Genomic DNA, 24,828 nt, shown 5'->3' on the forward strand with positions numbered 1-24,828 from the left:
GACAGACTAACATAAAATGACGCGGTTTACGTTTCAGCGACAGGGGTTACTGATGCGTAGCAAACATCTGGATGACCGCCTCATCCCGTGTTTCATAGTCGCCTTTCAGCTCAGCGCTCAGTTTCGCCATGTACGACACCAGAAAATCCGCATTACGCTGCGCCAGGTACTTGCCCCGTTCGGTCTGCATCGTCAGCGGCAGTTTCAGCAGCTTGGTTTGAAAATGGTCGAGCGCGAATTGCTTATCGTTAAGAGGCCGTCTGTCGGCAAAGGGATCGTCGGCATCAAACAGCGCGACGCCCAGCGCGCCGGAGACCGCGAAGACCCGCGCCAGACCAATGGCGCCCAACGCCTCCAGCCTGTCTGCATCCTGCACGATTTTTGCCTCTGGCGTGGTAGGCGCAATTTTTGCGCTGAAGCTATGCGCTTCGATAGCATGACAAATGCCCGCCAGTTTTTCTGCCGGAAAGTCAGGAAAATCCCGCAGAAAAATACGTAGGGTTTCTGCCGCCGACAGAATGGAAGAGCGATGCCGCTGCGGATGATTTTTCGCCAGGCTGACAATGTCATGGAAATAACATGCCGATAGCACCACCAGCCAGTCGACAGGACTGTTTTCCCCCAGCGTTTGCGCGGTTGCCCAAACACGACGAAAATGGAAGATGTCATGCGCGGCATCCTGTTCCTGGTGGTGGTGACGTAGCCAGTCTTCAAACTGCAATTGCCAGTATCCTGAGTCCATACGCCCTCTCTTTATAGCAGACCATTTTTATTACATGCCTGAGCACAGGGTTCGCTATCCTGACATATCCGCCACCACTTTACATCCCTGCGTGCTTGCGCGTTTCTGGCTGAGTGTCGGCGGGATAAGCCCTGTTTTTGCGAGGCCGGGTATACCAGGCAATACTCCCCAGAATAAGCCAGACGACGCCCAGCGAAAGCGCGTTAAGCCATTTTTCCGTTGCGCTGCCAGGAGTGCTGATTGGGCCGAGAACCGGCTCGGTTTGTATGGCGGACATCAGCCACACGCAACGCGCCATCGCCCAGATGAAGTAGCCGCAAAAGGTATAAAAAACCCATAACGCTAATTTGCCACCCATGCTACGGGTGGCGTTGTCCTCCCTGGTACTCAAACTTTACTCCGCTTTTGTGATGTAAGTCATATGACATTAATTACATTATAATGTGACATTAGTCACATTTCGACCATAGAATACCTTATCCACCTGTTTTGGTTATTCATTCCACAAATAGTTTATTCTCAGTTAATGTTACGCCTGGCGCTGAACCTGCTGTTAAATAAGGGAATGGTGATTGAATCGCACTCTGATGCAGAATAACCCATAACCAGAACAACTTATTTTTACGCACCGCGATAGCGTTTTATTTTATTAGCATTAAGTGTCAGAATGATTCGGTTATTAGCCTTTTATCATTTATTTTATCATTACCCACATTACCGGCATTTATGCCGGTTTTTTTTATGTTTTTTCATAATCAAAGCATCAAATACATATAAAAAACAAATTATATTCACACCAACAACCATCAAATCAAAACACATAACCCATTGATAAAAAATGATAATTATAGAATATATATTCTTAGTTACTTATATAGTCTGTATTATAAAAAACCAAATAGAAACAAATTGAAATATTTTAAATATCTTTGTTACATGTTATTTTTTAAATTCCATGAACTTCATAGAATAGTATCAATTTGTAGTTTTGTTGAAGTGGCTACATATTCATATAAATTATTATCATAAGGGAATACATAATGAACAGAAAAGTTCTGGCACTGCTTGTCCCGGCGTTATTAGTGGCAGGCGCAGCAAATGCGGCTGAAGTTTATAATAAAAATGGCAACAAACTCGACCTGTACGGCAAAGTTGATGGTCTGCGTTACTTCTCTGACAATGCAGGCGACGACGGCGATAAGTCCTACGCCCGTATTGGCTTTAAGGGTGAGACGCAAATCAACGATATGCTGACCGGCTATGGTCAGTGGGAATACAACATGCAGGCGAGTGGCACTGAAGGTAACAGGGATACGTCCTGGACTCGTCTGGGCTTTGCCGGTCTGAAATTCGGCGAGTACGGCTCTTTCGATTATGGCCGTAACTATGGTGTTATCTACGACGTTGAAGCCTGGACCGATGTGCTGCCGGAATTCGGCGGCGACTCTTACACCCAGACAGATGTATATATGCTTCAGCGTGCTAACGGCCTGGCCACCTATCGTAACACCGACTTCTTCGGCCTGGTGGAAGGCTGGAACTTCGCGCTGCAATACCAGGGTAATAACGAAAGTGGCAATAACGGATTTGGCCAGGAAGGCTCCGGTAATGGAACTAACCGCGGTATAGATAAAGAAAACGGTGACGGTTTCGGCCTCTCTACCTCTTATGACTTTGACTTCGGGTTGAGCCTGGGGGCTGCTTATTCAAGTTCTGACCGTACCGATGCCCAAGTAGGTAATGGATATGGTGATGGTCATCGTTACTATGGCAACAATGATGCCGGCGGTGAAACTGCCGAAGCCTGGACCGTAGGTGTCAAATATGACGCCTATAACGTATACCTGGCGGCGATGTACTCTGAAACCCGCAATATGACCTCTTATGGAGACAGCGACTATCACTCTGCAGACGGTAAGTTGGGTGGCGGCGGTATCGCTAACAAAACCCAGAACTTTGAAGTGGTTGCGCAGTATCAGTTCGATTTCGGTCTGCGTCCGTCCATCGCCTACTTGCAGTCTAAGGGCAAAGATTTAGGCGGCCAGGATATGGATAGCCGTGGTAACTATCGTTACACCGACAAAGATCTGGTTAAATATGTTGACGTTGGTATGACTTACTACTTCAACAAAAATATGTCCACCTACGTTGATTATAAAATCAACCTGCTGGACGAAGATGATGACTTCTACGCAAACAACGGTATTGCAACCGATGATATCGTAGGTGTTGGTCTGGTCTACCAGTTCTAAGACGCTTTATATTATTCAAGCCCGTGCTTAGCGCGGGCTTGTTATTATAGGGCAAGAATTAAATAACGGATAACGGCGCAAAGACAGGTGACCTGGTTTCATCGGATAGATGAAGACAACGTCGCTCTTTTCAGGCGCTGTCTGCAAGAGAAATAACACCTTTGGGGAAAGGAAAATGCCACTATAGATGATGAATGCCAGCGTCTATAGATGATAATCATCGGGCATAAAAAAGCTCCGGTACGGAGCTAATATGAATTATTTTCTAAAATCTGGCGGAACCTGCCCTGAGCGAATGTATAATCCAACATTATCAAAAGTGATCATGGTTGACTTACAAAAAATACATTTCGCGCCAAATGGGTTTTGCTCAGTAACATCGAATGTCGATGTTCTGTATTGTGAACCATGGCAACATGGACACCGGAAGTGAATTTTATTAGTAATATCAGTTGCCTTAAAGCGCCACAACGTTGACCGCTGATGGACCTTTTGGTCCCTGCTCTACTGAAAACTCCACTTCCTGATTTTCATTCAGAGTGCGGAATTCATTACTTTGAATGGCGGAAAAATGCACAAACACATCTTTGCTGCCATCTTTAGGCGTAATGAAACCAAAGCCCTTTTCAGGGTTAAACCATTTTACTAAACCAGTGATTTTCGTCGTCATAATATTGTTACCTTTTGAATGAGCCCTTGGGCAAAATGGCCTGAAGAAAATTATCAGAGAGAAAAAAACCTAAAGGAGATCTCAAGAGGAACAAATGATGAGAAATATTACAATCACTACTTCAGATAAGTTTGTATCAAACCGCACAACCATTAACGCATGGTTAACTGCACATAGCAAGCTTTAGTTTTGTTAAAAAAATATTAATTGTTTTTTAGCATTATCACGCTGATTGCCATACTCTTTTTATCCATGCCCGTCGCTACGGCTGAAACCTGGCGTAAATAAGTGACGTCTCACAACGCCTACCTGGCAATAAACGCGCCACATTTCCTGATGTCGTAAACCAGGATACATGCGCCTCATCGTGAGAGGTTCCTGTGATCTTGTGCGACCAAAACCGGTTAGAGAACGGGGACGAGTTGGGGAACTATCTCAGGCATTGATCGCACAAGTTACTTAACACGCAGTAGATCAGAGTATCTTGTGGTGTACCGAGGCGAAAGCATTTCTCGCTTCATAGCCCACTGTTGCGACATCCCCTGCCCGGCGAAGTACAGCGTCCCCTTCCCGTCTTTTGCGTTAAGATGGTCCAGTACTTCCATCAACTTCGCACTACCGGCGCGCGGCGCATTATCGTCGAAAAGGTTGAGTTGCGCTACGCCCTGACTGAAGAAGTCACCCAGCATCACCCCCGCTTTCTGGTAGCGATGGCCGTCGCGCCAGATTTTATCCAGGCATTTCACAGCCGCATTGATAATGTCGCGTGAATCCTGCGTGGGGGTGAGAAGCGTCACTGCGGCGCTGTTACCGTAGTAGGGCTCGTTCAGGGCAAAGGGGGATGTTTTGACGAATGTTGAGATGAAACGGCAGTACTGGTGCTCGCCGCGGAGTTTTTCTGCCGCGCGCGCAGCGTAGCTGTAAACAGCCTGGCGCATTTCCTCATAGTCTGTGACCCGCTCGCCGAAAGAGCGGCTACAAACGATTTCCTGCTTTGCCGGCGCAAACTCCTCAAGCTCCAGACATGGCTCTCCGCGAAGCTCTCTCACGGTACGCTCCAGCACGACATTGAAGTGTTTCCTGATGATCCAGGTACTTTGTTCAGAGAGATCGAGAGCAGTCTTGATGCCCAGGGCATTGAGCTTCTTACTGATACGCCTGCCGACACCCCAGACATCCTCTACGGGTATCAGGGCTAGCAGCCGACGCTGGCGATCGATGTTCGATAGGTCAACCACCCCGCCGGTCTGGCGCTGCCACTTTTTCGCAGCATGATTAGCCAGCTTGGCAAGGGTTTTCGTCTGGGCAATGCCTACACCGACAGTCAGGTGCGTGCGCTTCAAGACCGTCGCTCTTATCTCGTGCCCGAAATCTGTCAGATCCCGGCAGTTTCGTACCCCCGTCAGATCACAAAAAGCCTCATCAATGCTGTAAATTTCTACCCGCGGCACCATCTCCTCGAGTGTGGTCATTACCCGGTTCGACATATCAGCGTAAAGCTCGTAATTACTGCTGAAGCAAACAACACCGGATCGCCGGAAGCGTTCTTTCTGTTTGAAGTATGGCTCACCTGGTGCGATACCGAGCTGTTTCGCCTCAGCGCTACACGCGATAACGCAGCCATCATTGTTTGATAACACCACCACCGGTCGGCCACATAAATCAGGACGAAAGACCGTTTCGCAGGAGGCGTAAAAGCTATTAACATCGCAGAGCGCGAACATAATCAACTGACCGCTTTAATGATAAAGGTCACCACCCCAAATATGTCGAGCGTGTCTTCACTGCCGACAGGTATAGGTCGATAGGCGCCGTTCATGGGGATTAACTGCACTGTCGGGCGCAACTGCAACCGTTTTACGGTGAACTCTCCTTCAATTGCCGCAATTACAATGTCACCGTGGTCAGCGTTCCGTGAGCTATCCACCACCAGCAGGTCGCCGTCGCTGATGCCTGCTTCAATCATTGAATCACCCGTGGCTTTGACAAAATATGTTGAGCTGGGATGAGAAACGAGCAACTCATTAAGATCGATACGCTGCTCAATGTAGTCCGCTGCGGGGCTGGGGAATCCACACGGCACTAAGTAACTGAAAAATGGGAGAGGAATAATTTCGCGCAACTCTGTAGGTCTGAAAAATTCCATAATCCATACCTCGAATACTGTTTTTATATACAGTAGTATTATTTAAACATGCGCGCAAGATACCGGAGTCGCTACGGCTGTTTAAATCTTCGTCGCTTCGTTTGTAAGTTTCTCTCTCAGTTCAAATTATGGGTTTTGTAAATTTTCCGGTTGTATTGTCATGTGTGCATATTTAAGCCAGTCTGGAGGCCACATTTTCTATACAGCGTCGACAGCCCCGCAGCGTAAGTTATCGCCACGCGCCAGCGCGTTTCCCTGACAGCAATTAATCTTTTGCCTGGCGACCATGTCTACAGGGGAACATTTCGGGCAACAGGCCGGGGGCGATGATTACCGAGGACGACGGCGTTAAGTCGCCGCGAGTGATATCACTGTGAATCCCGATGGGGTACAGCGAAAGACCGGGGCTGAAAACCAGGAGTTGACTTATAATCGAAAAGTAAAAATAACACTATCCTTGGCCCCCTCTTCTGGCAGAAAAAGCATAAGATGGCGATACGTTTTTCACGTAATATTCTAACAGAATATTCTAAGTGTATTCTAAGTGTGAGACTGATCGCTGAAAGAAGATGAGCTAAGTGTTTGAATTGTGGCGGAGAGAGGGGGATTTGAACCCCCGGTAGAGTTGCCCCTACTCCGGTTTTCGAGACCGGTCCGTTCAGCCGCTCCGGCATCTCTCCGTATGTTGCAATGATGCCAGGTAATTTGGCATTTTAACAGACCCTATTCGGGTAATTTTGTTCAAGTGACGAGTTTACGAGCAAAACGATGATTAAGTGGCCCTGGAAAGCACAAGAAATAACCCAGAACGAAGACTGGCCGTGGAATGATGCGCTGGCTATACCTCTTCTGGTAAACCTCACCGCGCAAGAACAGGCTCGGCTTATTGCGCTAGCCGAACGTTTTTTGCAGCAGAAAAGACTGGTAGCGCTACAGGGATTTGAGCTCGACTCGTTAAAAAGTGCACGTATTGCGTTAATTTTTTGCTTACCGATCCTGGAGCTCGGTATTGAGTGGCTTGATGGTTTTCATGAAGTGCTCATTTATCCCGCGCCCTTTGTGGTAGATGATGAATGGGAAGATGACATAGGTCTGGTGCACAGCCAGCGTGTCGTACAGTCGGGACAAAGCTGGCAACAAGGGCCCATCATTCTGAACTGGCTGGATATCCAGGACTCGTTCGATGCTTCGGGTTTCAACCTCATTATCCATGAAGTCGCGCACAAACTGGATATGCGTAATGGCGATCGCGCCAGCGGCATCCCTTTCATCCCGTTGCGCGATGTGGCTGGCTGGGAACACGATCTCCACGCGGCAATGAATAATATTCAGGATGAAATCGATCTTGTTGGCGAAAGCGCTGCCAGTATAGATGCCTATGCCGCCACCGACCCTGCAGAATGTTTTGCCGTGTTGTCAGAGTATTTTTTCAGCGCGCCAGAACTGTTTGCTCCGCGTTTCCCGGCGCTATGGCAGCGTTTTTGCCAGTTCTATCGCCAGGATCCTTCTCAGCGCTTACGGGTAAGCGCTGCCGAAGGCGACTACGGCGAGGAATCCGAACATTAATTCCTCACTTTGTGGGTTAATTAACCAATTGAATTGGCGCGTTAATTTTACTGTTGACACGTTATAGCGGGCCCAGTATTATGCGCCTCGTTGAAACAATTCCTCTGTAGTTCAGTCGGTAGAACGGCGGACTGTTAATCCGTATGTCACTGGTTCGAGTCCAGTCAGAGGAGCCAAATTTAGGGAAGCAGACGTTCACTGACGTCTGCTTTCTGCATTTATATCAACTGGTTATCTCCTTCTTCAGGTTCACCCTCGTTCACTAAAAATCATTCGAAGCTATACCCTTTTGCTGGTAAAGCTGGTTCGATTTGCGTTTTACCGGTACGCCGAGGGAACCGTCATGTCACTGACTGATACCAAAGTAAAAAATGCCAGACCAGCGGAAAAGGCCGTCAAGCTCACTGACGGGTTTGGCCTCTATCGGTTCGAAATACTGGCAGTTGGGCTACCGCTATTATGGCAATCAGGAGGTGTTTTCCATTGGGGTTTACCCTGCTGTATCGCTTGCCGATGCCAGATAATGCCGTGACGAGGCTAAAAGGTAGCTGGCTCAGGGGATTGACCCGAACGCAAAAAAAACAGGCTGATGAAAAAATCCTTCAGGAAAATTTGACTTGTGCAATTACAGACAAAGTTGCGCCATGCCGGGGCAAAGCAGGGATTAGATCAAAACTTCAACGCTTTGTTGTTTTTGTCAGCAAACAAACGCGCAATCTTATTTCCCCCTTTGACAAGCCGATCGCACATCGTTACTATGCGCCCCGTTCACACGATTCCTCTGTAGTTCAGTCGGTAGAACGGCGGACTGTTAATCCGTATGTCACTGGTTCGAGTCCAGTCAGAGGAGCCAAATTTCCGTTTCGGGACATCCTGGTAAGTCCGGAGACGTTTAAAAAACAAGAACTTATCTTTACCCGGTTGGCCTGCGAAGGCCTACCGGGTTTCTTGACATCCATAGTTTTTGGGGACTTAATCGGGGGCCTCACGGTTCGTTGAGAAAATGGAGCCCCCTCCTATGGCATTAACCGATACCGCTATCCGCAAGATCAAACTCACCGAGAAATCCTTCAAGATCACCGACGGTTCAGAACCCAACCTGCTGATCAAACCCAACGGCTCAAAACTCTGGTACATGAAGTACCGCATTGATGGCAAAGAGAAGAAGCTAGAAGCTAGCCTTCGTCACTATCTGGCGAAGGAGTTTAGCAGGAAAGAGGCGCTGGCGATGGTAGCGATGGATTTGGGGCATGGTGACGAGCGTGAGCGGTATGTGGCGCAGGTGTATAGCCAGTTCTGACAGTCGGCTAAGAACGGGATATAGCCATTCGCCCCCTAAGGATTACACTTTGAAGTGATTCAGAAAATATCTGCATTTATCTATCATGATATGCAGGCTATCAGCTAAGCTACGATAACGTGTTCCTAAATAGTGTGGAATAGCAGATCGCTTTGAGGGAACTCAGCCCGGATTGTGCGATCTGATCAATCGCTAAGCATCACCAGTCACCAGCCGGACTGAGCGATGCCAATCATTACACCGATCGCCGAAGTCTGCTATGAACAGTTGAGAATTACTCAGAGTTGTTCATCATCTGTATCCACACCACTAAATTATTAGTTGCGGTTTTTCCCACCCCAATCACACATTAAATCCAGAATTGGCATTAATGATTCCCCTCGTTTTGAAAGACTGTATTCAACTTTGGGCGGTATTTGAGGATACTCCACCCTATTGATTATTCCATCTTGTTCGAGTTCTTTCAGAGTATTACTCAGAGTTTTGAAAGAAATCGTACCGATGCGGCGTTTAAGCTCGTTGTATCGCATGACTGGTTTATTTTCATTTAACCAGTACATAACTATCATTTTATATTTCCCGCTAATTAAGGAAAGAGTATAACCAAAATCGGTTTCCTCCAGGTTGATACCAGTCTGTGAGCATGTCTCAGTCACCATTTACACTCTCCTTTTGGTAAGTATATAACCTAAATTTGCGTACTTCACAAACGACAGGGCCAATCATATACTCCTGAGTAACCCAATCGCAAGTCAGTCCTGAATGAGGAAATGATGAAAAAAACGCTTATAGTTGTCGCTCATCCAAATATTGAAAATTCAGTTGTTAATCAGTGTTGGATAAATGAGTTAAAAAAGTATCCTGATCAGTTTACTGTCCATGAGCTTTATAAAGCATACCCTGACGGCAGGATCAATATCGAAACTGAGCAAAGACTGGTTGAGCAACATGAGTCGCTGGTTTTGCAGTTCCCAGTTTACTGGTTCAACTGCCCTCCCATGTTGAAACAATGGCTGGATGAAGTGTTTCTTTATGGATGGGCATACGGCTCTACAGGCGATAAGCTGAAGAATAAAAAAATAGCTTTGGCTGTAACTGCCGGTATTGAACTTGCAGACTATATGGCGAATGGCCGTTATAAATTTACCATGCAAGAAGTACTTCGCCCATTTGAAATTACGATTAAATATGTTGGTGCTGAATATGTTCCACACTTTGCCTTTTATGGTGCAGAATATAACCCTTCCAAAGAAGTGATTAAAGAAAACGCAGTAGACTATGTTAAGTACTTAACTAAATTAACTTACAGTGAGTTAGTAACAAGTAATTAATGTTAATTTGATAGCCCATTCTCATATATTTTCGCTTATGATGCAGTAAATAATATGGTTCTGCTTGCTGCATCAATTAGTGTCTTGATTGCCTTACTTGTAATTAAGCCAAAAGAACACAGTGAAATTTAACCGAACCATTACAAACCAACTCACAAATTTCGTATTGAGTTGGTTATCGTACTGATATTTTGGCTTTGGCACTCAGGTAATTACATAACCGATGTCCACTTTGACACAAAGCTGTCTGTTATGCCCACTTACGGCCAAAGAGTAATCTAAAACATGACAAATATCACATTTCAGAATAGTTATTGCGTTTGGCGCCTTATTGAGGGCTTCACTCCAATTTTAAAAATAAAATCTTCATAAATTCAATATGATAAATCAATATCAGTATCCAGTCAGAGGAGCCAAATTCCTGTTTTCAGGCTTACTTATAAATTCTTATTACCTTAGATTTCAATAAGTTATCGTGAAAATCTTTCCCGATGTGTGTCTGGTTTTTCCTGCGTATCCGGCGAAATTGGTGGTCTGATTTGGGATCATTTCAGTTCGATAATGGAGTGACCACCATATGTCCCTGTCCGACGCGAAAATCCGCAGTATCAAGCCTTCTGATAACCCCTTTAAACTGACCGATTCTCAGGGTCTGTATCTGCTTGTCAATCCGGGCTTGTGGGTCAGGCGCTCAAGGAGCGTGAAGTGCGACGCAATGTTTTCGCCTTCCGGCGCGTTTCCTGACGTAGAGGCGATTATCGGTGACAGGTCTCCGGCGATGGTGATGAAGCTCGCGGCACAATAAGGCCTTAGCGGGATGCGGAATCGCCTCCCGCTAAGGCTTCATTCAACCAGTTTCCATATCACATAAATACGCCTCTTCCGCTCCTGTCCAACAGCAGGCGACAGCTCATTTCGTTAGCGAAACGGTGGCTCATTAAACGTGCGTAATTTACGTGAGTGCAAACGATCACCTTCTGCGCGTAGCAAATCAATAGCACGAATACCAATTTGCAAATGTTCTGAAATAGCCCCCTCATAAAACCGGTTTGCCTGCCCGGGCAGTTTAATTTCACCGTGTAAAGGTTTGTCAGAAACACAAAGCAACGTGCCGTAAGGCACACGAAAGCGATAGCCCTGGGCTGCAATCGTCGCGCTCTCCATATCAATCGCAACCGCGCGGCTAAGGTTGAATCGCAGCGCCGATGCAGAATAACGAAGCTCCCAGTTACGGTCATCCGTGGTGACGACCGTTCCCGTACGCAGTCGCTGTTTCACCTCTTCGCCGGGCATTCCGCTAACCACTTTGGTAGCGTCGTACAGTGCACGCTGTACTTCCGCAATGCTTGGAATAGGAATATCAGGCGGTAGAACGGCATCCAGCACATGATCATCGCGTAAGTAGGCATGGGCCAGCACATAATCGCCAATCGCCTGACTTTCTCGTAACCCTCCACAGTGCCCAATCATAAGCCAGACGTCAGGCCGCAACACGGCCAAATGGTCGCAAATCGTTTTAGCATTTGAAGGGCCGACACCGATATTTACCAGCGTAATCCCCTGCCCATCTGCCGTTACCAGGTGCCAGGCGGGCATCTGATGCTTCTTCCAGGCCAGATCGGAAATAGCCTCTTCCGGCGCTTCCGTTTCTGCCGTGATCCAAACTCCGCCGGCACAGGAAAGCGCGACATAGGGACTGTCAGGATCAAGAATTTGGCTGCATCCCCAGCGCACAAACTCATCGACATAGCGGGTGTAGTTGGTAAACAAAACGAAGGGCTGAAAATGTTCAACCGGCGTACCGGTATAGTGCCGTAACCGGGCCAACGAGAAGTCAACACGACGCGCGTCGAAGTGCGATAACGGATAGAATTCGCCGGGGTGGAACAGACCGTCTGCCGTCTCATCGCCAATCTGCGCCAGTTCTGTGGTAGGAAAATGGCGCGTTAGCCCGGCGCTCATAGAACGATCCAGCGTCAGAGCTGAGCCGTCGATCACGTAAGGATACGGGATCTCATGGTGCGAGGCCTCTACCGTAATATGCGCGCCATAATCATGGTAAACGAGGTTAAGCTGTTCCAGAAGATAAGCGCGAAATAGCGCAGGCCGCGTAACGGTAGTGGTATAACAGCCGGGATGAGTAAAGCGTCCAAAAGCGCGTGTTTTAGGTGGGTTCGGTGTCGCGCCATCCCAGCTTACAGACAGCGAAGGATAAACAAACAGTCCGTTAAGCCTGGCGTGGGGATCGGGCAGCGTACCGTTATCAACATAGTCAGCGATGGCTTCACGGAGCGCGTTAACCGACTGCTCGTACAGCTCCTCCAGGCGATCCAGCGCCTGCTCGGGCGTCAGGTTTGTGCCTTTATTTTCCATATTATTCTCCTTAGCGTTCACAGGTGAGGCACGTCATTCGATAGTATGACAGCAAAGGAGGAAACTAAAGGGGTTAGCGTAAGGGCGGCGGCAGTAAACATGAACCCTTTAAAAAGAAAAGAGAACTATCTTAGGCCACCATCATCGCTCAAAAAGAAGGGTACTGGTACAGCCATTTGTTAAGTTCATTACAATTAGTCATATAACCATTTCCCGGCTTTTGCTGACTCGATCAGCATGCTGATAGTGAAATCTGGGACGGGTACAGGCTCCGTTTTCTTGAACGGATGCCATGAAAAAGGGTGATTAGGAAAATAGGTTTCTATTCTGAAGTTACCTCGCTCGACATTGAGTTTCTCGAAAAATTTATTCATGAGATCTTCGGCTTCAAGTTCATCAATGCTCAGATCAGTATCAAGGTCAATCTCTGGTGTTAATTCCACTTGCTTAATGTTGAACAGATATGTGCCAGCATAAGGCCGTACAAGCTCGTAAACTTGCTGTTCAATATTGTCTACCATAACTTATCATTGCCCCGAGCAATGGTATTGTAGTCGCGTATAGTGCGATATGTTATTTGTGACACATCTGCGGCAAGGATAATTTCCCCGATCAAAGGAATGGACCGTCCAACAAACGGCGCAATGTTACGAACCATAACACGTCTGGCTGTCCACGGGGTGTAACCGCCTAACCATGTCGGAAGGGATATTCCAAAGGGAAATTTTGACTTTTTAAACACTGTACGTGCAGTCCTGGACGCGTATGATGTGCCTTTAGTCGCTCCAGCGGGTTTCGCCCTTGTCCAGAGATTATTACGACCTGATACCAGAGCAACAACGGCCCCGAAATCTGCAACACCAATCCCAAACTGGCTTGCGGTATTCTCACAAAAAATCATAAACAGAAGTTCGGCAGCAGTCAGATTGGATTTTCCTGCATAGAAGTATGTTCCATTTAGTTCTTCTACTGTATCCATTAGAAACTCTATAGCTGCTATTTTGGTTTACTTATTATACAGCCTTGTTTCGAATGAAAGAAATCAATCTTTTGGGAAAGAACGGATCAAGATCACGGGAAATATCTGAAATCAGATGAAAGAGACAGTCGCGATTCCCACCAGGGGCATCACCTGGCAAGCTTGTGTGATCGCTCCGTTTGAACCGAACACATCTATATGTCAGCATACTGATACGGGTTTGATCTTGCGGATAGCGGTATCGGTTAATGCCATCGGCGGGGGCTCCATTTTTCCAACGAACCGTGAAGCCTCCGATTAAGCCCTCAAGAAACTATGGATATCAAAAACCCGGTAAACCTTATCAGGTCAACCGGGTAAAGATAATTTCTTGTCTTTTAAACGTCTCCGGACTCGCTGGGATGTCCCGAAACTAAAATCTGGCTCCTCTGACTGGACTCGAACCAGTGACATACGGATTAACAGTCCGCCGTTCTACCGACTGAACTACAGAGGAATCGTGTGAACGGGGCGAATATTAACGAGGTGCCCCTGGCTTGTCAAAGCCTGTTTTCACAAAAAAAGTTCGTTTGCTGTTTTATTCCACACTTCGGTTAAAATTCACCGTTTCCTGATGATTTTCACAGCAAAAAGCGCTTACTCCCTCTTTACGCGCGGGTATCTCCACAGCCAGCGCCCGCTTACCAGACGCCAGTAAAACAGTGCGCCGCGCACGGCCCAGTCAAGAAACATCCCCAGCCAAACCCCTACAACCCCCATACCCAGCACAATACCAAGCGTATACCCTGCCACAACGCGACAGCCCCACATCCCCAGCATCGATACCCACATCGCAAATCGCACATCGCGCGCGCCTTTAAAACCCGACGGCAACACCCACGCGGCCGCCCAAATTGGCATAAAGGCAGCATTAAGCCAGAGCAGAACTTTCACTACCTCTTTTACGTCCTGCTCCTGGGTATAAAATGAGGCAAACAGACCCGCGAACGGCGCTGTCCCCCAGGCGATTGCCGTAAGTACGATAGTCGACATCCAGAATACATGGCGCAGTTGACGCTCTGCCTGACCAATTTGTCCGGTACCAAGACGCTTACCGGTGATAATAGTCGACGCCGAACCAAGGGCGTTACCCGGCAGGTTGATAAGCGCCGCCACGGAAAAGGCAATAAAGTTACCCGCAATAACGTTAGTGCCCATTCCGGCGACAAACATTTGTGTCAGTAGCTTGCCACCGTTGAACAGCACTGACTCAATGCTCGCCGGAATACCAATACCCATCACTTCCCAGATAATGCCGAAATTCAGCGGCTTCAGATAGCTTTTCAGCGGAATGCGCAGCGCCGGATTAAAACCAATCATCAGCACCCAAATAATCGCTACCGCGCCGATGTAGCGCGAAATGGTTAACCCCAGCCCCGCGCCGGCAAAACCCAGCCCTTGCCAGGAGAAAGCCCCGTAAATCAGGATGCTGCTGATGATAATATTGAGAATGTTCATCCCGCCGTTAATCATCAACGGGATTTTCGTATTACCAGCCCCACGCAGCGCGCCGCTACCGATTAGCGCAATTGCCGCAGCCGGATAACTCAGCACCGTCAGTTCAAGGTACGTTAACGCCAGCCCCTTTACTTCTGGCGTCGCCTCGCCTGCGACAATATTAATAATTTCACTGCCGAAATAATGAATGACCACTGCCAACACAACGGCAAATAGCGTCATAATCACCAGCGACTGGCGCGCCGCCGCCCTTGCCCGTCGCCTGTCGCGCTTGCCCAGGCTAAAGGCAACCACCACCGTAGTACCAAGATCGATAGCCGCAAAAAAAGCCATAATTACCATATTAAAACTGTCGGCAAGCCCCACGCCCGCCATTGCTTCCTTGCCCAGCCAACTGACGAGAAAAGTACTGAGCACGCCCATTAGCAAAACACAGGTATTTTCCAGAAAAATAGGGATAGCAAGTGGGGTGATTTCACGCCAGAACAACACTTTGTAGCTCTTGCGTTTGGCATACCAGGGCGTACGGACGACAGCCTGGCGTAAGGCAGTGGAGACGTTCAAAATGGACCTTAAAGAAGAGAGTTGAAACCACATTTCAATAATGAGCGAGAAATCGTAAGGCTGCAAAGCTTTTTGCAGAAAAAATGTCTGCAAATGCAACAAAGTGATGAGATAACCCGCAATCGAATCTGTAAGAGGTTAAATGGGGTTTGACAAAAATTTTTCCGCCGCTAATATACGACCCCACACGATTCCTCTGTAGTTCAGTCGGTAGAACGGCGGACTGTTAATCCGTATGTCACTGGTTCGAGTCCAGTCAGAGGAGCCAGATTTTAGTTTCGGGATCTCCCAGCGAGTCCGGAGATGTTTAAAAAAAACAAGAACTTATCTTTACCCGGTTGACCTGATAAGGTTTGCCGGGTTTTTTGACATCCATAGTTTTTGGGGACTTAATCGGGGGCCTCACGGTTCGCTGAGAAAATGAAGCCCCTGCCATGACACTCACTACTAATACAGATGCTCCAGCCCATGAAAACCAGCAATGTAGCAGGATATTTAAAGGCCAGACCTGCCCGCGCTAATGTTGACCGGCATTCCGGAACGGCGCTCCAGCACCTCATTAACCCGCGAAGTATCAACGTCATCCCCTTTGATAAACGTGCGCAGCACTGGCGTAACGGGCAATGGAACTTTTTTGTCTGACTCAAATTCAGCACGGTTACGAGAAAGCGGTTCGTGTACCTCCAGCCAACGACTGCCATCCGGCTCTACCGAAAATTTAACGGGCCTGTCGATAATCTGAACGCGGGTTCCTACAGGAACATGGTCGAATAAATATTTAATATCGTCATTGCGTAAACGGATACAGCCCTGACTGACGCGAAGGCCAATGCCAAAGTTAGCGTTAGTGCCATGGATGGCATATAACCTGCCGATATATATTGCGTATAGCCCCATAGGGTTATCCGGCCCCGCAGGCACCATCGCGGGCAGCGTTTTTCCCTCTTTAGCATATTCCCGACGCGTATTAGCCGTTGGCACCCAAACCGGGCCATCTTGTTTGCGTTCAACCGCAGTTACCCAGTTGCGCGGCGTTTCACGGCCAGCCTGACCAATACCAATGGGTAGCACCTCAACCGTATTCGTGCCTGCGGGATAATAATAAAGGCGCATCTCGGCGACGTTTACCACAATACCTTCACGAACGGTGTCAGGCAGAATCAACTGCTGCGGCACCACCAGTGTGGAACCAGACTGAGGTAAAAACACATCCACGCCGGGATTCGCTTCAAGCATATTACTCAGCCCCTGACCGTAGCGGGCGGCAAATGACTCTAAGGGCTGAGTATTGTTCTGTGGTACGGCGATTGTGACAGGCTGTCCTACCAGACGACTGCCTTCGGGCGGCAACGGATAGCTTATAGCCAGCGAGAAATGGCTTACCAACAAGACGAAAAACGGAAAAAAAGGTGTGGTACGACGCATTATATCCCTTCCTTTGTCGCGGCAGGTGTGCGTTAAGTATAGCTTTTTTCTCACATGGCTGGTGTTGTGCGCCCGGGTTATGTTGCGTTTGCGTTCCCCTCCGGCAGGACAATATTACTGGCCGCTAACTCCCCCATATTGTGGAACATGGCGCACGCGGCTTCCACGATCGGCATCGCCAGCGCCGCGCCGCTTCCTTCACCTAACCGCATCGCCATATGCAAATAGGGCTCCATAGACAAATGCGCGAGCGCGATGCGGGCACCCTTTTCCGCCGAAAAGTGCGACGGGATCAGATAAGGTCTCACCGCAGGCGCAATCTGACAGGCCGCCAGCGCTGCCGAGTAGGAAAGAAAGCCATCCAGCAATACGGGTAAGCCACACCTTGCCGCGCCAAGCATCACGCCGGTCATCCCGACCAGATCGAAACCCCCCACCTTCGACAACACATCAATGCCATCGCGCGGATTGGGCTGATTAATCGCAATCGCCCGCCGCACGACGTCCACTTTATTATCGATGCGGGAAGGCGGAAGATTCGCGCCAATCCCCACCACCTCTTTTGCATCACTTCCTGTAAAAACGCTGACCATCGCGGCGGCTGGCGTAGTGTTCGCCATTCCCAGCTCCCCTACGCCAAATAAGGTCACGCCGCGTTGCGCCAGGTCGCAGGTGTAGCGGGAAACCTCCAGCAAAAGCGCCTCAGCCTGCGAGCGACTCATCGCCGGGCCAACGGCAATATTTCCGCAGCCGCGCGCGACGCGCATATTAACTACGCCAGGAATAGGTTCAGCATCAATACCAACATCAATGACATGCACCTTCGCACCGGCCTGAGCGGCAAGCACGCATACGCCGGTTGTTCCCCGCGTCATATTCGCCGCCTGAATCGCCGTCACGATTTTGGGCGAAACCGCCACGCCTTCATCCCAGACGCCATGGTCGGCGCACATCACCAGCATCGCCTTTTCACCTACCTGCGGCATACCGTTAAGACCCGGCATTCCTGCGAGCTGAACGGCTAAGGCCTCCAGCCTGCCCAGGCTGCCCGGCGGTTTGAGTAGGCCGTCAATATGTTGCTGCGCACGCGCCATCGCCTCGGCGTCCGGCGCAGGAATGTCATGGAGTAAAGCGTGTAGTGTCTGCATAAGATGTCTCGTCCGTAATAATCGGCTCATAACAGAGCCAGCAGAAAGATCAGTTCGCCAAGTTCGATCGCCGCGCCCAGCGTATCGCCGGTTTGACCGCCAAGCGTACGTTTAAGCAACTGGCCAAGGATGAAAATCGCCGCGAGTGTGACCACCATTGCGGCCAGTCCTTGCATACCAGGCAGTAATACCGTGGCGACGATTACCGCCAATCCCAGAGTAATGCAGGTTTGCCGTCCGCTGACTTTACCGATAAATACATTGCCGAGCCCCTCGTCACGGGCGTAGCGATGACGGTACATCAATAAAACGGCGCTGCCACGCCCAGCCGCACAGGCCGCCGCCAGCGCCGCCAACATTGGCGTTCCACGTAACGCCAGTTCACTGACCACCAGAATTTTTGCCAGTAGCACGAAAATAAGCGCCAGCCCGCCATGGGTTCCCAGGCGACTATCACGCATAATCTCCAGCATTCGCTCACGGCGGCGCGCGGAAAAAATGCCATCGCAGGTATCGGCCAGCCCATCCAGGTGAAAACCACCGGTCAGCAGCGCCAGCGCCAGAATACAGAACAACGCCGCTAGCGGAATACCGCACCAGGGTTGCAGGAGGATGAAAATCAGGCCGCTTACGCCCCCCAGAATCAATCCGATAAAGGGAAACATCACGATCCCACGCGAATACTGCTCGAAATCCAGTCCCTGCGACCAGCGTGACGGCACGGGCAAGCGGCTAATAAAAGCGAGCATGGCCCAAAACAGCTTACTCATTTAATTTTGACTCCAATACCTGAGACTACCAGCCAGACCTCATCCGCCGCTGCCGCCAGTCGTTGGTTGACCCGACCGGCAATATCACGAAAATGGCGCGCCAGACGGTTTTCCGGGACGATCCCCATTCCCACCTCATTTGTCACCAGTACCACTTTCGCCGGGCAGCGCTGGCAGGCTGCAATTAAAATCTGAATTTCATCGTCAATGGCGCGCTCCATCGCCGCATAATCCCACTGCTCGGGATCGTTTTCGCCTCCCAGCGCAAACAGCAGATTCGTCACCATGGTGGTAATACATTCCAGCAAAATCGTGTCGTCAGGGGCAAGATCCGCGGTAATCAACGTATCAAGATGCCGCCAGCATTCTGCGGTCCGCCAGTGTGCCGGCCTGCCATCTTTATGATGCTGAATTCTCGCCGCCATCTCGTCATCAAGAATCTGCGAGGTGGCGATATACAGTACCTGCGGCGCATCGCCAATTAAGGCTTCAGCATGACGGCTTTTACCACTACGCGCCCCGCCCGTCACCAGAATCATCATACCGGCTCCTGATGTTGTTGCATGATGGTATAAATTTTATCAATATCAATATGTTGCCGCATCGCTTCCGCCAGCAGATCAAATTGCCGCGCTTTATGCTCCGCATAACAAAAAGTCGTTTCCCACGGCGCAAGTCCTTTTCGCGCCCGTAACCCATTGACCACCGCACGGGTAAACGCATCGCTGTCAAACAGGCCATGAAGGTAAGTGCCAAACGCCAGTCCATCGGCGGTGACCGCGCCATCCGCCACAGAGCATCCATTTTTCTGTAACGTCATGGCCGTACAGCATCCTTCCTGTAGCACCGTTTCCCCCATGTGAATTTCATAACCGCGTACCGGTAGCCCCGCCGCGGCAACCAGCCAGCCGGGCAGCTCGTCTGACATTGTCGCGTTAACCTGCGTCGTGGTTTTATCCTGTGCAAAGCGAGTGATCGTATTAAGCAGCCCCAGGCCCGGCTGCGTACCCAGCCCCGACTCCACCTCATCCACAATGGTGTCGCCCAGCATCTGGTAGCCGCCGCAAATTCCCATCACTGGCACGCCCTGCCGATGTGTCTGCAATACCGCATCCGCCATCCCGCTTTCGCGCAGCCAGGAGAGGTCGCTCAGCGTATTCTTACTGCCCGGCAGGATCACCAGATCAACGTCAGTCAACGCTTCCGGGCGGCGAATATAGCGTATGCGCACATCCGGCTGCGCCGCCAGAGCGTTAAAATCCGTAAAGTTAGAAATATGTGGCAGTTGCACAATGGCAATAGTGATATCACGGGGGGCGTTACCGCGATATTTATCGTTTTGCAGCGCGACGCCATCTTCATCTTCCAGATCCACATCCAGCCACGGCATCACCCCCAGGACCGGGACGCCGGTAAGCGATTCGATTTGTTCGATACCGGAATAGAGTAGCGCCACGTCGCCGCGGAATTTGTTGATAATGACGCCCTTTACTCTGTCACGCTCCTGTTTATGCAGCAGCGCCAGCGTGCCATAAATAGCGGCGAATACGCCGCCCCGGTCGATATCCGCCACCAGAATAACCGGACACTGGGCCATTTCCGCCATTCCCATATTGACGATATCGCGATCGCGCAGATTGATTTCCGCCGGGCTTCCGGCGCCTTCCAGCACAATAACGTCATATTCCTGCGCCAGGCTGTTATAGACCGCAAGAATTTGCTCACGCAAACGCGGTTTATAGTCATGGTAACTAACCGCATCCATATTGGTCGCCACTTTCCCCATCAGCACGACCTGCGCCTGGCGATCGCTGGTCGGTTTGAGCAGCACCGGATTCATACGCACATCTGGCGTGATCCCCGCGGCTTCCGCCTGAAAAATCTGCGCCCGCCCCATCTCTTTGCCATCCGGCGTAATACCAGAATTAAGCGCCATATTTTGCGATTTAAACGGCGCGGTACGCAGACCATCCTGATAAAAAATGCGGCATAAACCCGCCGCCAGCACACTTTTGCCGACGTCGGATGCCGTCCCCTGCAACATAACTGCCTGTGTCATGACGCCTCCCTGAATGCGCACTTTTGCATTCGATGAAAAAACTCCGTTTCTGTTTTACACAGCGGCAGTCCCAGTTGAGTATGAAGTTTGACCAGCCAGGGCTGGGTTAGCCCCGCTTGTTCCATCGCTTCCGTACACGCGAAAACCTCGCCAGGCGCGCCATGCGTCAGGACCTGGCCCTGACGTAACACGTATACGGCATCGCTAATTTCATAAATAAGATCGATATCATGGCTGGAGATAATGACATGATTGCCCTGCGCCACAATCCGCCTGATGATAGCAAGCATCTGAGTGCGCCCTGCGGGATCGAGACCGGCAGTGGGTTCATCCAGCAATAGATAGCGCGCCTGTAGCACCAGCGCTCCGGCGATAGCCACACGTTTTTTTTGCCCATGACTCAAACACTGAATGGGCTGATGGCGAAAATGTTGGGCGTCAACCAGCGTTAGCGCCTCGTCGACGCGGCGCGTGATTTCCGCTTCCGGCACCCCCAAATTACGTAAACTAAACGCAATATCGCTATCGATATCAGTATAAAAAATCTGCTGTTCAGGGTCCTGAAAAACCGTCGCAACTTGCTGGCGCAGCGCCAGTAGTCCGCGCTTGCTGTAATCCAGCGGTTTTCCCTGCCACAACACGGCCCCTTTTTGCGGACGCAACAGGCCGCTCAGGTTCATAAAAAGCGTAGACTTCCCACAGCCGTTCGCACCCACCAAACCGGTAACAGGCGAAAGCGAAAAATCCAGATTTAACCCTTTAAGTACCGGCTCATCCTGATAACGAAACCACAGGTCTGAAGTGGCAAGCATAATAGTCCTTACAGGTGAAAATCACCCTGATACAGTTTGATATCCAGCGTGGTAGTCATTTGCTGATAACGCATTAACACCCGCGTAAACAGGAGTCCAGTCAGCATTGCCAGAGATCGATAGCCGTTCGGCAGGCTGCAATAACCAAAACGCAGCGTTTGCGCGCGACGAATTGCCACCGCCTCATCCAGAAGAATAAAGAGAAAGCGCCACGTTAACAGGATTTGCTCGGTAAGCAGGCGTGGAATATGCGCGCGCTTAAGCAAGCTAATTAACTGCGGAAACGGTAGGTTCATCACCAGCCACAACGTCGCGGACAGCGCCGTCAGGCTACGCCAGAACGTTTCATTCGCCGTAACCACGCCCGCACGGGTAATCCCGATCCAGTACGGCCCGACAGAGATGCCAGCCAGCAGCATTTGCGGCTCGCGGCTGATGCTGAAGATAATCGTTATCACGCCGACCAACAAAAATCCAAAAGGTATCGCCATCCATCGACACCAGCGCCAGAGGGATATGCGCAATAGCCAACAGCTCAATCCGGCAATGATCAGCAGCTCAATGCCCTGCCCTACAGGCGGCAGAACAAACGCCAGTATCATCATCGCCAGCCACAGCAAAAACTTGCGCTGCGGCGCAACGTGTGCCCAGCGGCTTTGATAGCTGAGTCGATCAAGCCCGGTCATCACGGCGTTGTTTACCTTTGCAATACCCCAGGATATAAAAAATCACCGCCGCGCCAAGAGAGCCCTGAAGGGTAAACAGCAGGCTTTCAATTTCACCGCTGGCAGGTTCATATAACGGCTGAAACCAGGGTTTATACTGCGGCGCAATAGCCTGAATCTGGCTTTCCGCTTCGCCGTCTGAACCGCCATATTCACCGCCGTGGTTAATAAAAAACGGCAGAATCACCAGCGCCACCACCATCGCTAACAACATCAACATTTTTTTCATTTTAATGTCCTTGTACGGTAATCACTTGCCGTTTAGTCAACTGGTCATAAATCATGACGGTTAATAAACCTTCGGCAATGGCGACAGGAATCTGTGTGAGGCAGAAAATCCCCATAAACTTCACAACAGACCCTGTCGCTCCGGCATGGGGATCGGGAAACGCAACGCCAAGCTGGACTGAAGTCACAAAATAGGTCGCCAAATCCGCCAGCATCGCGCACAGAAAAACGGCGACATCGCGGCGCAGTCCGGCACGGCAGGCCATTTTCCACACCAGATAACCGACAACCGGGCCAATCACCGCCATCGACATTCCATTTGCGCCAAGCGTCGTCAGGCCGCCGTGCGCCAGCAATAGCGCCTGAAACAACAGCACAACCGCACCGAGAATCGCCACCACCCCGGGCCCGAACAAGATAACCGCCAGACCAACGCCGGTCGGATGTGAACAACTCCCCGTTACCGACGGAATTTTGAGCGCGGACAGGACAAAAATAAACGCGCCGCACAACGCCAGCAGTACCTTCTGATGATTATCCTCCTGCACAATACGCCGTAAGCGCACCAGCCCATACCACAAGCAGGGTAAAAACAGTAACCACCAGGCCAGCGCCCACACTGGCGGTAAAAAGCCCTCCATGATATGCATCGCAAACGCCTGTTGCGGGACAACCATCAGCAATAGCGCTGCAGCCAGTCCACTGAAAGACAACTGTCTAAGCTGCTGTTCAAGTTTCATTCTGCATACTCCCACTGTTTATTGACCAGAATGGTCGAAAAATAGGGCAACGGTCGATCATCGTTGACCTCGTGGAGATGGCGCCAGCACTGCTCGCCGGGCAGTGTGGCCTCGGACATCATTAAGGCGCATTCCAGCAGGCCAGCCTGCGCCAGCAACGCTTTAATACGGGCGAACCGGCCATACACTTTCATCAACACCAGGCTATCATGCTGTTGTAGCGCCTGGGCTATTTCCGCTTCCGGCGCGGTACAAGAAATAACCGCCAGCGATTGCCGTTCTATGGCGAGCGGCATTTTCGCGCGGGCGGCTATCGCGGCGAAGGACGTGACGCCGGGGACAATCTCCAGCCACTCCGGGCAGCCGATTCGCTGGAGTAAAAAAATCCAGGTACTGAATAGCATCGCATCGCCCAGGGTAATAAAACCGACCTGTTTACCCGCTTCCACCTCTGCGGTAAGCGCGGCGGCAACCTCGTTCCAGACCGCTTCTTTCTCGGCACCGTCAGCGCTCATAGGGAAATGGCAACAACGTACTTCCGTCTGCTCGCCGAGATAGTCGCGCACAATCGACAGCGCCAGACTATCGCCCCCCTTACGACCGGCGGGCGCATACAGAATGTCCAGCGAGCCAAGAATCCGCGCTGCGCGGACGGTTATCAGGTCGGGCGCGCCTGGCCCGGTACTTAATGCGTATAATTTACCGTTCATGCCGCCTCCTCTACCGCCATGTTCAGCGCCTGGTGCAAATGCGCGACAAACATCGCCCGGATAGCCGGGTTTTCTCCCAGCCCGCTCAGCCACGGCGTCGCCGGAATACCCGCCGCGTTAAAGCGCATTTTCCATGAGTCGCCGTCGTCTGAAGCCATATCATTAATGGCGTGATCGCCCGCCACCAGCATTAATGGCATCAAATGTACGCCGGTGACGCCTTCGTCACGCAGGCTGTCGATCAGGATGTCGACCTCCGGGTAGCTTTCTACGGCGCCGACGCGCGCCGGAAAGCGCTGCGCGGTCATCATATGATCGAGACAGGCATAAGCAGCGAATGCATGATGGCTGGCGCCGTGGCCCATAAAAACGACTTTCTCCGTTTGTCTGAGCGATGGCATCTGTTGTCGCAACGCCTGCATTAGCTGCACATAATCGTTATGGCTGCTCAGCAGCGGCACGCCCAGCGTCAGGCGAGTGAATAACGGACGCAAGAGTTGTACTTCACGGACAATTTTTTCATATTCGTCGCCGTTAATAATGTGCAACGACTGAATCGCCACGTCCTGATATCCCTGTGCGGCAAGCTTTTGCAAAGCCTGTAATGGCGTATCGATGTCGATACCGTCACGCTGGCGAAGCTTGCGAATGATCATTCCGGAAGTGAAGGCGCGAAACAGGTCGCGATCGGGACAGGACGCCGCCAGATCACGTTCGCACGCCACAATGTTTTTTTCACAGGTGTCGTGATAGCTGGTGCCAAAACTGACCACCAGAAGCGCTTTTTTCAT

The 24,828-nt window shown here is 50.4% G+C and carries 27 protein-coding genes, 5 tRNA genes and 2 pseudogenes; 10 read left to right on the forward strand and 24 right to left on the reverse strand.

Translation table 11 applies throughout. The features are described from left to right. Window positions 1-46: 46 nt before the first annotated feature. Window positions 47-742 carry a phosphohydrolase gene (locus tag ACLJZ5_RS03740; protein WP_024798292.1) on the reverse strand — a complete coding sequence of 232 codons (696 nt, stop codon included), beginning with the start codon at window positions 740-742 and terminating at the stop codon, window positions 47-49. A 79-nt stretch (window positions 743-821) separates the two neighbouring features. Next, on the reverse strand, window positions 822-1,133 hold the full coding sequence (drpB, locus tag ACLJZ5_RS03745; protein WP_077908708.1) for a cell division protein DrpB: 312 nt from the start codon (window positions 1,131-1,133) through the stop codon (window positions 822-824). 649 nt (window positions 1,134-1,782) lie between these two features. Between drpB and ompC the strand changes: the two genes are divergently transcribed. Further along, window positions 1,783-2,994: a porin OmpC gene (ompC, locus tag ACLJZ5_RS03750; RefSeq protein WP_023220283.1), complete on the forward strand. Its 1,212-nt coding sequence runs from the start codon at window positions 1,783-1,785 to the stop codon at window positions 2,992-2,994. A 258-nt stretch (window positions 2,995-3,252) separates the two neighbouring features. Here the strand turns inward: ompC and ACLJZ5_RS03755 are convergent, their stop codons facing one another. The 5 genes from ACLJZ5_RS03755 to ACLJZ5_RS03775 all read right to left on the reverse strand — a co-directional run bounded on the left by ACLJZ5_RS03755 (window position 3,253) and on the right by ACLJZ5_RS03775 (window position 6,490). Next, a complete protein-coding gene (locus tag ACLJZ5_RS03755; protein WP_024131109.1) occupies window positions 3,253-3,441 on the reverse strand; it encodes a hypothetical protein in 189 nt (62 codons plus the stop codon). 10 nt (window positions 3,442-3,451) lie between these two features. Continuing rightward, on the reverse strand, window positions 3,452-3,664 hold the full coding sequence (locus ACLJZ5_RS03760; RefSeq protein WP_000208509.1) for a cold shock domain-containing protein: 213 nt from the start codon (window positions 3,662-3,664) through the stop codon (window positions 3,452-3,454). A 455-nt stretch (window positions 3,665-4,119) separates the two neighbouring features. After that, window positions 4,120-5,388 carry a Y-family DNA polymerase gene (locus ACLJZ5_RS03765; RefSeq protein ID WP_024798293.1) on the reverse strand — a complete coding sequence of 423 codons (1,269 nt, stop codon included), beginning with the start codon at window positions 5,386-5,388 and terminating at the stop codon, window positions 4,120-4,122. Window positions 5,389-5,390: 2 nt separating this feature from the next. Further along, window positions 5,391-5,810 carry a translesion error-prone DNA polymerase V autoproteolytic subunit gene (locus tag ACLJZ5_RS03770; RefSeq protein ID WP_000394197.1) on the reverse strand — a complete coding sequence of 140 codons (420 nt, stop codon included), beginning with the start codon at window positions 5,808-5,810 and terminating at the stop codon, window positions 5,391-5,393. 590 nt (window positions 5,811-6,400) lie between these two features. Further along, window positions 6,401-6,490: transfer RNA gene (locus ACLJZ5_RS03775), tRNA-Ser, on the reverse strand. 88 nt (window positions 6,491-6,578) lie between these two features. Between ACLJZ5_RS03775 and mtfA the strand changes: the two genes are divergently transcribed. From mtfA to ACLJZ5_RS03800, 5 genes and pseudogenes are all read left to right on the forward strand, one after another. Then, window positions 6,579-7,376, forward strand: coding sequence for a DgsA anti-repressor MtfA (gene mtfA, locus ACLJZ5_RS03780; RefSeq protein ID WP_023214916.1), 798 nt, complete (start codon window positions 6,579-6,581; stop codon window positions 7,374-7,376). A gap of 100 nt (window positions 7,377-7,476) precedes the next feature. Continuing rightward, a tRNA-Asn gene (locus ACLJZ5_RS03785) sits at window positions 7,477-7,552 on the forward strand. 167 nt (window positions 7,553-7,719) lie between these two features. After that, a pseudogene (locus tag ACLJZ5_RS03790) lies at window positions 7,720-7,985 on the forward strand (Arm DNA-binding domain-containing protein); the annotation flags it as partial. A 168-nt stretch (window positions 7,986-8,153) separates the two neighbouring features. Next, window positions 8,154-8,229, forward strand: a tRNA-Asn gene (locus ACLJZ5_RS03795). A 165-nt stretch (window positions 8,230-8,394) separates the two neighbouring features. Continuing rightward, a complete protein-coding gene (locus ACLJZ5_RS03800) occupies window positions 8,395-8,676 on the forward strand; it encodes an Arm DNA-binding domain-containing protein (RefSeq protein ID WP_024798294.1) in 282 nt (93 codons plus the stop codon). A gap of 317 nt (window positions 8,677-8,993) precedes the next feature. Here the strand turns inward: ACLJZ5_RS03800 and ACLJZ5_RS03805 are convergent, their stop codons facing one another. Continuing rightward, the gene (locus ACLJZ5_RS03805) at window positions 8,994-9,335 is read right to left on the reverse strand and encodes a winged helix-turn-helix transcriptional regulator (protein WP_023137514.1); all 342 of its coding nucleotides are present in this window, start codon (window positions 9,333-9,335) and stop codon (window positions 8,994-8,996) included. Window positions 9,336-9,449: 114 nt separating this feature from the next. On the opposite strand from ACLJZ5_RS03805, the gene ACLJZ5_RS03810 reads away from it, so the two are divergent. After that, window positions 9,450-10,007, forward strand: coding sequence for an NAD(P)H-dependent oxidoreductase (locus ACLJZ5_RS03810; protein ID WP_024798295.1), 558 nt, complete (start codon window positions 9,450-9,452; stop codon window positions 10,005-10,007). A 577-nt stretch (window positions 10,008-10,584) separates the two neighbouring features. Next, window positions 10,585-10,812 carry an Arm DNA-binding domain-containing protein gene (locus ACLJZ5_RS03815; RefSeq protein WP_049826052.1) on the forward strand — a complete coding sequence of 76 codons (228 nt, stop codon included), beginning with the start codon at window positions 10,585-10,587 and terminating at the stop codon, window positions 10,810-10,812. Window positions 10,813-10,925: 113 nt separating this feature from the next. Here ACLJZ5_RS03815 and ACLJZ5_RS03820 read toward each other — a convergent pair whose 3' ends face one another. Beyond that, complete coding sequence (locus tag ACLJZ5_RS03820; RefSeq protein ID WP_024798296.1) at window positions 10,926-12,380, reverse strand: AMP nucleosidase; 1,455 nt, start codon at window positions 12,378-12,380, stop codon at window positions 10,926-10,928. A gap of 45 nt (window positions 12,381-12,425) precedes the next feature. On the opposite strand from ACLJZ5_RS03820, the pseudogene ACLJZ5_RS03825 reads away from it, so the two are divergent. After that, window positions 12,426-12,586: pseudogene (locus ACLJZ5_RS03825) on the forward strand (cytoplasmic protein). Here the strand turns inward: ACLJZ5_RS03825 and ACLJZ5_RS03830 are convergent. The 4 genes from ACLJZ5_RS03830 to ACLJZ5_RS03845 all read right to left on the reverse strand — a co-directional run bounded on the left by ACLJZ5_RS03830 (window position 12,575) and on the right by ACLJZ5_RS03845 (window position 15,453). After that, window positions 12,575-12,901, reverse strand: a complete 327-nt coding sequence (locus ACLJZ5_RS03830; RefSeq protein WP_000228159.1) for a DUF1493 family protein — start codon at window positions 12,899-12,901, stop codon at window positions 12,575-12,577. The pseudogene ACLJZ5_RS03825 and the gene ACLJZ5_RS03830 overlap by 12 nt on opposite strands. Beyond that, window positions 12,895-13,359, reverse strand: coding sequence for an STM2901 family protein (locus tag ACLJZ5_RS03835; RefSeq protein WP_024798297.1), 465 nt, complete (start codon window positions 13,357-13,359; stop codon window positions 12,895-12,897). Before ACLJZ5_RS03835 ends, ACLJZ5_RS03830 begins: the two co-directional genes overlap by 7 nt. A 420-nt stretch (window positions 13,360-13,779) precedes the next feature. Continuing rightward, window positions 13,780-13,855, reverse strand: a tRNA-Asn gene (locus ACLJZ5_RS03840). 140 nt (window positions 13,856-13,995) lie between these two features. Next, window positions 13,996-15,453, reverse strand: coding sequence for an EmmdR/YeeO family multidrug/toxin efflux MATE transporter (locus tag ACLJZ5_RS03845; RefSeq protein ID WP_001538409.1), 1,458 nt, complete (start codon window positions 15,451-15,453; stop codon window positions 13,996-13,998). 159 nt (window positions 15,454-15,612) lie between these two features. Here ACLJZ5_RS03845 and ACLJZ5_RS03850 point away from each other — a divergent pair. Next, window positions 15,613-15,688 (forward strand) — tRNA-Asn (locus tag ACLJZ5_RS03850). Between the two features lie 227 nt (window positions 15,689-15,915). Here the strand turns inward: ACLJZ5_RS03850 and ldtA are convergent. The 11 genes from ldtA to cbiK all read right to left on the reverse strand — a co-directional run bounded on the left by ldtA (window position 15,916) and on the right by cbiK (window position 24,828). Continuing rightward, the gene (gene ldtA, locus ACLJZ5_RS03855) at window positions 15,916-16,845 is read right to left on the reverse strand and encodes a L,D-transpeptidase (RefSeq protein WP_001255048.1); all 930 of its coding nucleotides are present in this window, start codon (window positions 16,843-16,845) and stop codon (window positions 15,916-15,918) included. Between the two features lie 77 nt (window positions 16,846-16,922). Continuing rightward, window positions 16,923-17,993: a nicotinate-nucleotide--dimethylbenzimidazole phosphoribosyltransferase gene (cobT, locus tag ACLJZ5_RS03860; protein WP_024798298.1), complete on the reverse strand. Its 1,071-nt coding sequence runs from the start codon at window positions 17,991-17,993 to the stop codon at window positions 16,923-16,925. 26 nt (window positions 17,994-18,019) lie between these two features. Continuing rightward, the gene (cobS, locus tag ACLJZ5_RS03865) at window positions 18,020-18,763 is read right to left on the reverse strand and encodes an adenosylcobinamide-GDP ribazoletransferase (RefSeq protein ID WP_023201846.1); all 744 of its coding nucleotides are present in this window, start codon (window positions 18,761-18,763) and stop codon (window positions 18,020-18,022) included. Then, on the reverse strand, window positions 18,760-19,305 hold the full coding sequence (gene cobU / locus ACLJZ5_RS03870) for a bifunctional adenosylcobinamide kinase/adenosylcobinamide-phosphate guanylyltransferase (RefSeq protein WP_024798299.1): 546 nt from the start codon (window positions 19,303-19,305) through the stop codon (window positions 18,760-18,762). Before cobU ends, cobS begins: the two co-directional genes overlap by 4 nt. Beyond that, window positions 19,302-20,822: a cobyric acid synthase gene (locus tag ACLJZ5_RS03875; protein WP_024798300.1), complete on the reverse strand. Its 1,521-nt coding sequence runs from the start codon at window positions 20,820-20,822 to the stop codon at window positions 19,302-19,304. Before ACLJZ5_RS03875 ends, cobU begins: the two co-directional genes overlap by 4 nt. Next, window positions 20,819-21,634: an energy-coupling factor ABC transporter ATP-binding protein gene (locus ACLJZ5_RS03880; protein WP_000881544.1), complete on the reverse strand. Its 816-nt coding sequence runs from the start codon at window positions 21,632-21,634 to the stop codon at window positions 20,819-20,821. Before ACLJZ5_RS03880 ends, ACLJZ5_RS03875 begins: the two co-directional genes overlap by 4 nt. An 8-nt stretch (window positions 21,635-21,642) precedes the next feature. After that, on the reverse strand, window positions 21,643-22,320 hold the full coding sequence (locus ACLJZ5_RS03885) for an energy-coupling factor ABC transporter transmembrane protein (protein WP_000147138.1): 678 nt from the start codon (window positions 22,318-22,320) through the stop codon (window positions 21,643-21,645). Further along, window positions 22,307-22,588 (reverse strand): energy-coupling factor ABC transporter substrate-binding protein, encoded by a 282-nt coding sequence (locus ACLJZ5_RS03890; RefSeq protein ID WP_024798301.1) that lies wholly within the window; start codon window positions 22,586-22,588, stop codon window positions 22,307-22,309. The genes ACLJZ5_RS03885 and ACLJZ5_RS03890 overlap by 14 nt, the downstream gene beginning before the upstream one ends. A gap of 1 nt (window position 22,589) precedes the next feature. Further along, the gene (gene cbiM, locus ACLJZ5_RS03895; protein ID WP_000764336.1) at window positions 22,590-23,327 is read right to left on the reverse strand and encodes a cobalt ECF transporter S component CbiM; all 738 of its coding nucleotides are present in this window, start codon (window positions 23,325-23,327) and stop codon (window positions 22,590-22,592) included. Further along, window positions 23,324-24,037, reverse strand: a complete 714-nt coding sequence (locus ACLJZ5_RS03900; protein ID WP_001013552.1) for a cobalt-factor II C(20)-methyltransferase — start codon at window positions 24,035-24,037, stop codon at window positions 23,324-23,326. Before ACLJZ5_RS03900 ends, cbiM begins: the two co-directional genes overlap by 4 nt. After that, window positions 24,034-24,828, reverse strand: a complete 795-nt coding sequence (gene cbiK, locus ACLJZ5_RS03905; RefSeq protein WP_000709784.1) for a sirohydrochlorin cobaltochelatase — start codon at window positions 24,826-24,828, stop codon at window positions 24,034-24,036. Before cbiK ends, ACLJZ5_RS03900 begins: the two co-directional genes overlap by 4 nt.

The organism is Salmonella sp. 5800, assembly GCF_046558195.1.
Lineage (GTDB): Bacteria > Pseudomonadota > Gammaproteobacteria > Enterobacterales > Enterobacteriaceae > Salmonella > Salmonella enterica.